Raw genomic sequence first — 12,556 nt, forward strand, 5'->3', positions numbered from 1 at the left:
CCACAAAAAAAGCTGTACAGACCTTAGTCTGCACAGCTTTTTTTCTTTATGCAAATTCGGCAACCAATTCTTCGAATTCTTGTTCGGAAATTTTCAGGTCTTGTTTTGCCAACGGTTCTTCTTTAAAGCCTTTGATCACGGATTCATAGGAGGGTTGCTCTTTGTTTTGGTAGATGATTCCCGTGACCAATCCCTGATGTTCCATCAGTTTTTGCATGGCCAGTTGGCGGTCGGATGGATCATAATCCGGATCATCATCCAAGCTGACCAGATTTTGTTTGAAAAAGTCATACGTGTTGATTTTGTTGTACGTCACACACGGGCTGTAAACATTGATGAAGGAAAATCCTTTATGCTTGATCCCTTCTTCGATCACACGGGTTAATTGTTTCAGGTCGCTGGAAACCGATTGAGCCACAAAGCCGGCTCCTGCCGTCAACGCCATTTCCATCGGATGAATGGGTGATTCAATGGCGCCTTGGGGAGTGCTTTTCGTTTTGAATCCTTTTTCGCTTCGCGGAGAGGTTTGGCCTTTGGTTAACCCGTAAACCTGGTTATCCATGACAATATAGGTGATATCCACATTCCGGCGAATGGCATGGATGGTGTGCGACATCCCGATGGCAAAACCGTCACCATCCCCGCCGGCCGCAACCACCGTTAAATCGCGGTTTGCCAGTTTCAACCCTTGTGCAATCGGCAGTGCCCGGCCATGGACACCGTGAAATCCGTACGCATTAATGTATCCGGAGATCCGTCCGGAACAACCGATCCCTGAAACAACGGCTACTTCATGCGGCTCCAAACCGGTATTGGCGAAAGCACGCTGCATGGCGGCCAACACGGAAAAGTCACCGCAACCGGGACACCAGTTGGGTTTTACTTTATTGCGAAAATCTTTAAACGTGGCCATGGACCAACAGCTCCTTACATTGATGATAAATTTCAGAAGGCAGGAATGGGTTTCCGTCATATTTTCCAAAGTGAACCAGTTTTTCGGCCATTCCTACATACATTTTGATGACATTGGTTAATTGTCCGGTAGCATTGTTTTCAACAACCATTACTTTTTTCGCTCTGTTCATTTGCTCCCGGATGATTTCCGTCGGGAACGGCAACAATTGACGAATGTGTGCATGGTTGATTTTCAAGCCTTCTGCTTCTGCGCGCTCTTTCGCTTCGGAAATCGTGCCGCGGGTCGAGTTAAATCCGATAATCAACAAATCAGCATCATCGTGCGGGGCATCCAGATAAACCGGGGTGTCAAAATCGATGCCGTTTTTCAGTTTCATGAGCCGTTTTTCCATCATTTTTTTGCGGTTTAACGGTTTTTCCGACGGACGTCCGGTTTCATCATGCTCCACTCCGGTCACATGGTGCAACCCGTTTTTCTGTCCTGGAAGAACCCTTCTGGAAATGCCATCCTCAGTCAGTTCATAACGCAAAAATAATTGGGAAGGCTCCAATTCCGGAAGCTCTTCATCCCAGGGAACCAGTTTTCCGCGTTTAATTTCAATCCGGTCATATTCGAGCGGTTCAACGGTTTGTTTCCCGAGCGACATCGCCAAATCCGACAGGATGATCACCGGGCATTGATACTGCTCCGCCAGATTGAACGCCTGAATGGTATCGTAGAAGCATTCTTCGGCTGTGCTCGGAGCAATGACGATTTTCGGGATTTCACCGTGTGTGCTGAACAACATGGACAATAAGTCGCTTTGTTCCTGTTTGGTCGGAAGACCGGTACTGGGTCCGCCACGCTGCGTGTTTACGATCACCGCCGGCGTTTCGGTCATCCCGGCCAGACCAATCGCTTCGGTCATCAGTGACAATCCCGGCCCTGCCGAAGCCGTGAGAGCGCGAACACCACCATAGTTTGCCCCGATCACCATGGTGATTGCCGCCAGCTCATCTTCCGTTTGAACAACCGAACCGCCGAATTTCGGCAGTTTTTTGATCAAATACTCCATGATCTCTGAAGACGGCGTAATCGGATAGGCAGCCATCAACCGGGCTCCCGCCGCAATGGCCCCCAGTGCAATGGCGTCATTTCCAATCATATATAACCGTTTTTTCCCGTCAGAAGGTTCCAAGCGAAATCTTGTTATTCCATCACCAAGTTCGCCTGCGACATGCTCGAACCCTCTTGTAATCGCTTCCATATTCCTATCTACCACTTTTTGGCCTTTCCGTGCGAACCTTTCTTCAATCACTTCTTTAAAAGCATCCGCCGGAATGCCCAACAAAGCAGCCGAAGCCCCGACGGCCACCATATTTTTCATTTGGGACATTCCGATTTCTTCGGCAATCTTGGTAAACGGAATCGCAAGAAGGTTTGCGTTTACTCCTTCCGGAACGGTTGGATTAAACTTGGCATCGGCCAAGATGACCCCGCCCACAACCAATTCATGAGCATTCAAGTCAATGGATTCTTGGTCAAATGCGACAAGTATATCCAGCTCGTCGGAAATGGAGCGGATTGGGTTTATGCTGATACGAATCTTGGTGTTGGAGTGACCACCTTTAATTCGTGAAGAAAAATGTCTGTACCCGTATAAATAATACCCTTTTCGATTTAAAGCTGTTGACAAAATCTCTCCTGCACTGTCAATACCTTCCCCTTGTTGTCCGCCCACTTTCCACGAAAGCTGCTTAACCAATGAACTCATCTCCTTTAATACTGCCACACACTACACAATATTAAAATAACTATGAAAGATATCGACTCTTCACAAAGAAAGGAATAAAGCCAACTTTGTGCCGAGTGATAGCATTTTCATGTATCATTCTAGACCTGTATGGTATAAAAAGCAACCGTTTTAAGTTCCCTATCTTTTCAATTTTTCTTTTAATGTTGCAAAAAAAGACCTAAGTAAAAAAAAGATCATTTTTGCTAAACTTTTTTCGGCTTTATGACGGTAAATGATTTAAGTAAAAAGCAAAGGCATTTTCCCATGCCCATTTCTTCACCAATGACTCGGGATAACGGCGCAAAAGCGCTTCTTTCAAACGGTGCACATCCCTGTAATTGTGCAAATTTTTAATTTTCAAACGGATTCCGTCAAAATCCGATCCAAAACAAAGATTCCGTTCGCCTCCCAAACTGCAGACATGTTCGATATGTAACAAAAGATGATCGATGGTGGCTTCCTTTTCACAAGGATATGTAAACGATGGAACAAAGGTGATCCCGATCAATCCGCCTTTTCGGATCAGCGCCTCGATTTGTTCATCTTCCAGATTCCGCGGATGAGGGGCGATTTTCCGGCAATTGGAGTGTGAAGCAAGCACCGGCAAATCAGACTCCATCACTTCCCAAAATCCCCGTACCGACAAATGGGAAACGTCCAAAATCATGCCCAGCCTTTCCATCTCGGCGATCACTTTTTTGCCGAAATTCGTCAATCCTCCGTTCCGTTCCTCCTCAATGCCGTCCGCCACTTCATTCGCATGGTTCCAAGTCAACCCCAACTGGCGCACGCCGAGACGAAAAAAAAGCCGCAGGAAAGCCAGTTCTCCATGCAAGGCGTCGGCCCCTTCCATCGCCAACAGTGCCCCCATCCGCTCCGGGGCACATTGTTTTAACGCTTGTTTTGAACCGACCATATGAACCGCTTCTTCTTGCTTGACAATCTGTTCATAAAACAAATCCACTTGTTTCAATGCGACCGACAACCGGTTTTCTCTGGGTACCGAATCAGGTACCCATATCGCAAAAACCTGCAAAGCCACCAAAGCTTCCTTCAGATGGTGATAAGAACTGTCCAACTTGGAGCGGGGGTCATAAAAAGAATGGTCCTTTAAATTTCGCCACATTTTGCTTAACACATCGCAATGCCCATCCATCCACTGCATCTTGTTCACCCTTCCATTTAAAAAAACCTGTCTATATAAATAAACAGGTTTTTTTGAATATATTGACCAATTTCCCCTAACGAGGTTCCACAATCAGTTTGATCGCGGTCCGTTCTTCACCATCGATCATAATATCGGTAAAAGCAGGAATACAAATCAGATCAATCCCACTAGGCGCCACGAATCCTCGTGCAATCGCAACCGCTTTTACAGCTTGATTCAGCGCCCCTGCGCCAATTGCTTGCATCTCTGCTTGACCACGTTCACGCAAGACTCCGGCGAGTGCACCAGCAACAGAATTCGGGTTAGATTTTGCTGAAACTTTTAATACTTCCATGTAGGTACCTCCTCGATGGTTGGAGTGAATCCACTACTATCCTATTCGACTCGCAAGTAAAAATTCCTTCCAATTTGCATAGATAGGAGTAAAAAATCATAAATAAATTTATTCTGTTTCAACCGATAAGCGGATGCTCCGCATCAATGCGAATCCTCGTTAATTTCGTGGTTTTTTTGGTCTGTTTGTCCAAATCGATCAATACAGCATTAAATTGTTCTCTTCCTTTTGCAACAGAAAAACGAACAGGCATTTGCGTGATAAACCGCTTCACAACCTCCTCTTTTTTCATCCCGATCACGCTGTCATACGGGCCGACCATCCCCACATCCGTCAGATAACCCGTTCCTTTTGGCAAAATTCGTTCATCTGCCGTTTGCACATGCGTGTGGGTCCCGATCACCGCAGAAACTTTCCCATCCAGGTAACAAGCCAATGCTTGTTTTTCCGATGTGGTTTCCGCATGAAAATCGACCAAGATATACGGGGTTCCTGAAATCCGGCTCAAAATTTCATCCATTTTTCTAAACGGGCAATCCAATTGTCCCATATACGCTCTTCCCATCAGGTTGACCACAACGACTTTCACGCCTTTTACCGTCAATAAGACATGGCCTTTCCCGGGCGTCCCCGGCGGATAATTGGCGGGACGGATTAAAAACGGCTCCTCGTCGATAAAATCAAACACCTCGGCTTGTGCCCAAGCATGATTTCCCAATGTGACACAATGGATTCCCAGATCCATCAGTTCCCTCAGAATTTCCCGTTGAATTCCCCGTCCGTTGCCCGCGGCATTTTCCCCGTTTGCCACAATCACATCGGGCGAGTACATTTGGTTTAATTTCGGCAAATAATTGGCGACCGCTTGTCGCCCCACTTGTCCAACAATATCACCGATCATTAAGATTCTCATCAGTACAAATAGCCTCCAACTCCGCTAAGATGCTTTGAAAAAATAAAGCGGCCGCAAGGCCACTTTATTTCGCATATTCGACAGATCTTGTCTCTCGAATCACCGTCACCTTAATATGGCCGGGGTAATCCAATTGACTTTCGATCTGTTTGGTGATTTCACGGGATAAACGGACGGCTTCCGCATCATCGACTTCATCCGGCTTCACGATGATCCGACATTCACGCCCTGCTTGAATTGCATATGATTTTTCCACGCCGTCGAAGGAATCGCAAATCTCTTCCAATTTCTCCAGACGCTTGATATATGCCTCCAATGTTTCCCGACGGGCTCCGGGTCTGGCCGCCGAAAGCGCATCCGCCGCTCTGACCAAGACAGCAATCACACTGGTCGCTTCACAGTCTCCGTGATGAGAAGCGATGCTGTTGATCACCACGGGATGCTCTTTGTATTTTTTCGCCAATTCAACGCCAATATCCACATGCGAACCCTCAATTTCGTGGTCAATGGCTTTTCCGATGTCATGAAGCAAGCCGGCCCGTTTCGCCAGATGAATGTCTTCACCCAATTCCGCGGCCAACAAACCAGCCAGATGCGCGACCTCCATGGAGTGCTTCAAAACGTTTTGCCCGTAACTGGTACGGAATTTTAACCTGCCGATGATCTTGATGAGATCCGGATGCAATCCGTGCACGCCGGTTTCAAAGGTCGCCTGCTCGCCATATTCACGAATCCGTTCATCCACATCCCGGCGGGATTTTTCCACCATCTCTTCAATCCGCGCCGGGTGAATCCTTCCGTCAGCCACCAGTTTTTCCAACGCCACCCGCGCCACTTCACGGCGAATGGGGTCAAATCCGGACAAAATCACGGCTTCCGGCGTATCATCAATGATCAGGTCAATTCCCGTCAACGTTTCCAACGTCCGGATATTCCGGCCTTCACGCCCGATGATGCGGCCTTTCATTTCATCATTGGGTAAATTCACTACGGATACGGTCGTTTCTGCAACATGATCCGCCGCACAACGTTGAATGGCCAAAGACAAGATTTTCCGCGCACGCCGGTCTCCTTCATCAATCGCCTGTTGTTCCATCTCTTTCATGATTTGAGCCGTTTCGTGCTTCATCTCGTTCTCGACTTTAGCCAGAATCAACTGACGCGCTTCTTCCGTGGTAAGTCCGGAAATCCGTTCCATCTCTTTGAGCTGTTCCTGGTATAGCCGGTCAATCTCCTGCTGACGTTCATCAATATATTTCTCGCGTTTGGCCAATTCTTCCTCACGCGATTCCAAATTCAATTGTTTTCGTTCAAGTGTTTCTTCTTTTTGGTCAAGACGACGCTCAATCCGCTGTAATTCATTCCTCTGCTCACGAATCTCTTTTTCCGCTTCGGTGCGCAATTGATGGATTTCATCCCTGGCTTCAAAGATTTTTTCTTTTTTGTTGGCTTCGGCTTCTTTGTTCGCCTTTTCCAGAATTTCGGCAGCTTCCTTCTCCGCACTGCCGATCCGGGCTTCCGCCGTCATTTTGCGTATCCAGTAACCCGCACCGATTCCGACACCGAGAGAGGCAAACATCAGAACGATGTCCAATCCATTAAACACCATTGGATTCACCGCTCACCTCCTCTGTTTCTGTTTACAAAATAAGACCGATGAACTCGGTCTTCTCACGCTCGTCCTCACTCATTTTTTGCTATACCAGGTCAAGGCTGGAAAACCAGCAAACATTTTCAAATTCCTTCAGGTTTCTATTCCAAACTTACTTCGTCAGAAGGTATCTTTCACCGTTAAAAAAGGCAAAGATACAACTAAATTGTATTATTTATACAGTATTGTTGTCAAGATTCCGGCTTCGCTCCACTTCCGACTTGCCGGATGACAACCGCACGTAATAAGCCGAATCGGCCGATTCCGTCAAATGCGTATTGTGCGTGACAAGAATGATTTGCCGGCCGAATGTTTCCCCGACCGATTTTAAAAACTCAATCATGGGGACAATATAATCTTCACTCACATGTTTTCCGGGTTCATCCAAGATAATCGGCCCTTGGACACGGGGCTTGATCGTTTCCATGAGCGCAATCCTGAGCGCCAATGAGACAATGTCGACGACACCGCCGCCGCGGGCATCCTGAGGACGGTTTTTCACTTCCTGTTCATCCCACTTTGAAACCACATAAAATTCGGCCGTCGGGTTTCCGCCATGATCCGAGAGCTCAATTTCAAAATGAAGCGTCGAACCGAAGACATACTTCAAGGCATTGGTCACCAGCGTTTCCAATTGTTGCTTTGCCTGCTGACGGGCATAGTCGGATGACAGTTGGAACAAAAGACGCACCCGGTCCAACAGGTCACGGTGCTCCACGCTTTCTTTCAACCGGGTTTTTGTCTCATTCAATTGACGCAAATGGAGCTCTTTTTCCGCTTTTCGCCGCAACAGTTCATCTCTTGCTTCTTTCAAAGCCTGTTGCAATTCCCCGAGTGATGCGTCTTTCATCTCATTTTCTCAACTCCTTCGGCAAGTAGCTCCATGCCTTTTCAATGCCTTCCTCAATCTCTTTTTCAAGCCGCTCAATCTCCCCGGGCAAATCTTCCGGTTCCACTCCCAGTTCCCTGGCTTCTTTGACAATCTCCTCTTCCTGCTTTTCCAAATCTTCCAGACGGGCTTTGGCAACCGTTAATTTGCTTTTGGCATCTTCCAGTTGCGCTTTGAGTTGTTTAATCTTCTCTTCCAGCTGCTGCACGAGAAATTCCTCCTTGATACTCTTCCATGATATGTTGCAAAACGGAGTGGCCGATGGGCGTTCCACAGGTCGGGCACTTCCCGATCTTTTTTAACAGCCGGATCCATTCCCGGGTGCAATGCAAAATTTCCTGCTCTTTTTCCCGGATGTATTTTTTTCCGATGGCAATCCGTTTTTGGCAATCCAGCCGGCTTTGGTGCAAATCGTTCAGCTTCTTTATCAGCGCTTCTTTCTCTTCTATGTTCGGCACCACTTTTTCCAATACCTCCAGGGCTTCCCGGCTTTGCTTTTGCACCTTGCGCCAGTAATTCAGTTCCTCTGCATTCTTTTCTTTCCGGCGGATCAGAGGCTGGAGCACTTTGAAACGCTCGTGCTTCCCGGCCAGTTTTTCAAACTCCCGCATGCCTTGCGGCACATTCTGAAGCCGGAGAACACCGGCTTCAAGCCCGGCTTTTTTCTCTTTGATCTGATTCCGCTTGTTTTGGAGCCGGAGCAGTTGCTCAAACCTTTGTTGGCTCCTTGACAAACCGGCGAGCTGCTTTTCCGCTTCCGGAATGTGTTCCCCCTGTTTGACCGTTTCCAGCGTGCGCTCTTTTTCCTGTTGAAGCCGGGTCCACTTTTCGTTTAAACGAATCAACCGGGAAAGGAGCGCTTTTTGATATTCCAAGTGAAGCAGCTGCTGTTCGGCATCCGGCAACCGTTTTAATGCCGTCACTTTTTCCTGCCACACTTCTTTTCCCCGCCGGATCCCGTTCAAGCTTTCCAGTTTTGTTTGCAAAGACGCTTGCAACTGTTTTTTTTCCTGCACGTCATGAAAAGCTTGTTCTGCCACCTGAAAATCGGCTTCCAACTGCTGCAGGTTCTCATACGGCTTTAATTGTTCTTCCAACCGCTCTTTTTCCTGTTCCAGCTGGCGGATCGTTCCGCTTAAAGCCAACCGGTCGGTGCTCGTTTTTTTCAAAGCTTTGTCGATCAAATGGGCACCGCTGATCCGGCCGATGGTTTTGGCTTTGTTTTGATTGGATTCAAAAAGCAAAAAAGGGCTCTCCAATTGTGTGCCGAAATTCAACAACAACTCTTTCTGGTCCAGCTCCACCGGAACGATCCGGTGCACGTCGGTGATTTCCTCCGGCACGGTGTTGCCAAATCCTTCAAAGATTTGTTCCTTACCGTCCGGTGTATAAAGCACATACCGGTTGACCGAACGGCTGCGGATTCTCTCGATCGCCGTCCCGTCCGTCAACATCAGACGAACGCGGCACTCTTTGGCCCCGGTCCGGATAAAGTCCGTTCCCCGCGGGGTGTTGAACAACACCCACTTCAATGCACGCAAAATTGCGCTTTTCCCACTGTCAGACGGTCCCACAAACACATTGAGCCCGTCGGTGAAATCAATTTCGGTATACTGATGGGACTGGAAATTTTCAATCACGAGCTTTTTAAAACCATTCAATGGCTGCTCTCCCTTTCTGCTTCTTGTTCAATCGCAATCCTCCGCTGGGCTTCCGAAGTGACTACATCCCCGATGTCATGCAACTTGGACATTTCAAAGATGATATCCATGATGTTGATGGATTGAAAATCGGTCACCGATTTGACTTCCCGGATGAATTCGCCCAGCTGTTTTTCGCGAAATTCTTCTTTTTCAATGTAGGACCGGTCCAAAATTTCTTCCCCCCGTTTGGCGCATTGAAGCGGAATCAGCCGGACATCGATGCCCTCCTTGTTCAATTCCAGCAGGGCGACTTGGGGCATCCGTTTGATTTCCGACCGGTGGTTGTTGATCCGGGCCAGCGCACCGGGATTGACAATATATTTTCCGTTCCGGTGCTGCACGGGAAAGCCTGCATGATAATGCCCTGTCAACAGCACATCGACGGAATCACTCCAGACTTCGTGAACCGACGTGTGCGGAATGCTGTCCGACAGGGCCCGGTCCACCAACATGCCGTGAACCATGTGCACACAATAATCGGCTCCGCATTCATTTGGCACCGTATAATCGAGATGCCGCTTTCGTTTATCCAAATCATAATGGAAAGGTTGGGCGCTGATCTGAACGGTGACACCGTCTTTCTCCCATTTGATCCGTTCCCCTTCGTTCACCAACCGGATGGCGCCGAAAGCATCGAGCAACCCCAGCATCGTCCGCTCCACCGTTGCGGGATTGTGCCCGTAAATATCATGATTCCCCGCAACCGCGAAAATGGGGGCCGGAAAACGGCGGAACAGCCCGGCGAATTCCCGGACAATGGCGGGTGAAAGATTGGGGCGGTCAAACAAATCCCCGCCGTGCAAGACCAGATCGACCCGCTCTCTTTCGGCGATGTCAATCACTTCTTCAATCTTTTCGCGAATCGCCTGCTGAAAATCGTCGGTACGGCTTCGTGGTGATGTCCCACGGATATGTGTATCGGTCATATACAATATTTTCATGGACCATTCCCCTTCTCTTCTTCGTAACGGGCCCGGAAAAGATTCAACACCTCATACACCACGCCCATGGAAAATCCCTGCCTGACGAGATAATTGCCCAGGCGGCGTTCGATACGGGGCCAAGACTCATGGCATAAACGCAAATAGCGCCTTTCAGCAATGGATATTGCCAACTGGCGCTCATCTTCTTCCCCGATATGAATCAATGCCTCATCAACGACCGCCGGGTCCATTCCTTTGTTCAGCAACTCCTGTTTCAACCGCCTTTTTCCGTATCCTTTATGATGTTGCCGTTCATTCACCCAGGCTTTGGCAAATTCCATGTCATTCAAAAATCCGTTTTTTTCCAACTCCAGGATGACTTGTTCGACGGTTTCGCGTTCAAAACCTTTGCGGCCCAAATACATTTTGACTTCATGCGTTGTACGGGGTTTGTAAGATAAATAATGCAAAGCCTTTTGCTTCACTTTGTTGTATTCTTCCGCCTCAAGCCACTTCGCAATTTCGCTTTCATCCAGTTCCATGCCTTTTTGAAGCCGGTACTTCACCAAAATATCTTCATGGACGGAGAGCAGAAACTCTCCATCCACATAGATATGATACCGCGGCTTGTGCAGATACGGCTTTTCAATCCGGGTGATTTTTTTTCTCTCTCCCACTTGCCTCATCCATTCTTCAGAACCGGTTCTCAAGCAAGTTCTTCCGTTTTGCCCGCTTTACTTTTCTTCTTTTTTGTGTCCTTTGCCTCTTCCGGTTCACTTGCCTGAATGATGGGCAGGTTGTAATGGGACCGGATCCGGTTTTCGATATTGAGGCAAACATCCGCATGCTCTTTCAAAAACTGTTTGGCATTTTCGCGCCCTTGCCCCAGGCGGTCGCCTTCGAAGGAATACCATGCCCCGCTCTTATTGACAATGTCCAGTTCCGAAGCGATGTCCAGGACACTTCCTTCTTTGGAGATGCCCTCTCCGAACATGATGTCGACATCCGCCTGTTTAAAGGGAGGAGCCACTTTGTTTTTCACCACTTTAATTCTCGTTCGGTTTCCGACCATGTCGCTGCCTTGCTTGATGGTTTCGGCGCGGCGGACTTCCAGGCGCACACTGGAGTAGAATTTCAGCGCGCGTCCGCCCGGTGTCGTTTCCGGATTTCCAAACATGACGCCCACTTTTTCACGGATTTGGTTAATAAAGATGGCAATGGTTTTGGATTTATTGATCGCCCCGGAAAGCTTGCGCAGTGCCTGAGACATCAACCGGGCTTGCAAACCGACGTGAGAGTCTCCCATCTCTCCTTCAATTTCCGCTTTGGGCACCAGTGCCGCCACCGAGTCAACCACAATGATGTCGACGGCACCGCTGCGGACGAGGGCTTCGGCAATTTCCAACGCTTGCTCCCCGGTATCCGGTTGGGACAACAACAACTCCGAAATGTTCACTCCCAGTTTTTCCGCATATACGGGGTCCAGTGCATGCTCTGCATCGATAAACGCAGCTTGTCCTCCCTTTTTTTGCACCTCAGCAATGGCATGCAAAGCCACCGTGGTTTTCCCGGAAGATTCCGGCCCGTAGATTTCGATGATCCTCCCGCGGGGATATCCGCCCACTCCCAAAGCAATGTCAAGGGCCAACGCGCCGCTTGAAACGGTCTCCACCTGGCGGGTGGCCTGGTCTCCCATTTTCATGATCGAGCCTTTGCCAAACTGCTTTTCTATCTGTCTCAATGCCATTTCCAACGCTTGTCGTCGATCGGACATGTATCGTTCCTCCTCTTTTTCCCCATTAAATCATATGAACATCATATCGTGTTTTTCTTCATCTGCCAAGATCATTTACGAACATTTATTCGACTCTTTTTTTTGAAAATCCTCGTGTAATGCAAAAAAAAGTGTGTTACGTTATAGGTAGAAGCAAAAAAGGAGTGAGGCGCATTGCAAAAGGAACAGATGAAAGAACAAATCATGGAACAACTGGAACAAGTCAATGACCCGGAGTTAAATATTGACATTGTCAACCTGGGTCTGGTCTATGACATAGATATCGATGATGAAGGAAATGTCAAGGTCACCATGACGTTGACAGCCATGGGTTGCCCTTTGGCCGGAATCATCCAGCAGGAAGTGGAACAAGCGTTGAAAAATGTGGAAGGTGTCAACAAAGTGGACGTGGAAATCGTTTGGAACCCCCCGTGGGACAAAAGCCGGATGTCCCGTTATGCCAAAATCGCTTTGGGCATCCCCGACTGAAAAAAGAGCTCTTACTTTGTGG

The 12,556-nt window shown here is 48.2% G+C and carries 13 protein-coding genes; 1 reads left to right on the forward strand and 12 read right to left on the reverse strand.

Annotated elements, in window-relative coordinates; translation table 11 throughout:
- Window positions 1-46: 46 nt before the first annotated feature.
- The 12 genes from H1R82_RS11420 to recA form a co-directional block, all read right to left on the reverse strand.
- A complete protein-coding gene (locus H1R82_RS11420; RefSeq protein WP_181732596.1) occupies window positions 47-913 on the reverse strand; it encodes a 2-oxoacid:ferredoxin oxidoreductase subunit beta in 867 nt (288 codons plus the stop codon).
- Window positions 900-2,660 carry a 2-oxoacid:acceptor oxidoreductase subunit alpha gene (locus H1R82_RS11425; protein WP_181732597.1) on the reverse strand — a complete coding sequence of 587 codons (1,761 nt, stop codon included), beginning with the start codon at window positions 2,658-2,660 and terminating at the stop codon, window positions 900-902. Before H1R82_RS11425 ends, H1R82_RS11420 begins: the two co-directional genes overlap by 14 nt.
- 250 nt (window positions 2,661-2,910) lie before the next feature.
- The gene (locus tag H1R82_RS11430) at window positions 2,911-3,855 is read right to left on the reverse strand and encodes a dipeptidase (RefSeq protein WP_181732598.1); all 945 of its coding nucleotides are present in this window, start codon (window positions 3,853-3,855) and stop codon (window positions 2,911-2,913) included.
- A 76-nt stretch (window positions 3,856-3,931) separates the two neighbouring features.
- A complete protein-coding gene (locus tag H1R82_RS11435; RefSeq protein ID WP_037996879.1) occupies window positions 3,932-4,192 on the reverse strand; it encodes a stage V sporulation protein S in 261 nt (86 codons plus the stop codon).
- 118 nt (window positions 4,193-4,310) lie between these two features.
- Complete coding sequence (locus H1R82_RS11440; protein WP_181732599.1) at window positions 4,311-5,105, reverse strand: TIGR00282 family metallophosphoesterase; 795 nt, start codon at window positions 5,103-5,105, stop codon at window positions 4,311-4,313.
- Between the two features lie 64 nt (window positions 5,106-5,169).
- Window positions 5,170-6,714, reverse strand: a complete 1,545-nt coding sequence (gene rny, locus H1R82_RS11445; protein ID WP_181732628.1) for a ribonuclease Y — start codon at window positions 6,712-6,714, stop codon at window positions 5,170-5,172.
- Window positions 6,715-6,931: 217 nt separating this feature from the next.
- Window positions 6,932-7,606, reverse strand: coding sequence for an ATP-binding protein (locus H1R82_RS11450; protein ID WP_181732600.1), 675 nt, complete (start codon window positions 7,604-7,606; stop codon window positions 6,932-6,934).
- A 1-nt stretch (window position 7,607) separates the two neighbouring features.
- A complete protein-coding gene (locus tag H1R82_RS11455; protein WP_049720194.1) occupies window positions 7,608-7,853 on the reverse strand; it encodes a hypothetical protein in 246 nt (81 codons plus the stop codon).
- Window positions 7,828-9,306, reverse strand: a complete 1,479-nt coding sequence (locus H1R82_RS11460) for an AAA family ATPase (RefSeq protein WP_181732601.1) — start codon at window positions 9,304-9,306, stop codon at window positions 7,828-7,830. The genes H1R82_RS11455 and H1R82_RS11460 overlap by 26 nt, the downstream gene beginning before the upstream one ends.
- Window positions 9,303-10,289: a metallophosphoesterase family protein gene (locus H1R82_RS11465; RefSeq protein WP_181732602.1), complete on the reverse strand. Its 987-nt coding sequence runs from the start codon at window positions 10,287-10,289 to the stop codon at window positions 9,303-9,305. The genes H1R82_RS11460 and H1R82_RS11465 overlap by 4 nt, the downstream gene beginning before the upstream one ends.
- Window positions 10,286-10,981, reverse strand: a complete 696-nt coding sequence (locus H1R82_RS11470; protein WP_181732603.1) for a RecX family transcriptional regulator — start codon at window positions 10,979-10,981, stop codon at window positions 10,286-10,288. The genes H1R82_RS11465 and H1R82_RS11470 overlap by 4 nt, the downstream gene beginning before the upstream one ends.
- Window positions 10,978-12,045 carry a recombinase RecA gene (gene recA, locus H1R82_RS11475; RefSeq protein ID WP_181732604.1) on the reverse strand — a complete coding sequence of 356 codons (1,068 nt, stop codon included), beginning with the start codon at window positions 12,043-12,045 and terminating at the stop codon, window positions 10,978-10,980. The genes H1R82_RS11470 and recA overlap by 4 nt, the downstream gene beginning before the upstream one ends.
- Before the next feature lie 189 nt (window positions 12,046-12,234).
- Here recA and H1R82_RS11480 point away from each other — a divergent pair, with 189 nt between their 5' ends.
- On the forward strand, window positions 12,235-12,534 hold the full coding sequence (locus H1R82_RS11480) for a metal-sulfur cluster assembly factor (RefSeq protein ID WP_037996939.1): 300 nt from the start codon (window positions 12,235-12,237) through the stop codon (window positions 12,532-12,534).
- Window positions 12,535-12,556 lie beyond the last annotated feature (22 nt).

It is taken from the genome of Thermoactinomyces intermedius (assembly GCF_013912365.1).
Taxonomy (GTDB): domain Bacteria; phylum Bacillota; class Bacilli; order Thermoactinomycetales; family Thermoactinomycetaceae; genus Thermoactinomyces; species Thermoactinomyces intermedius.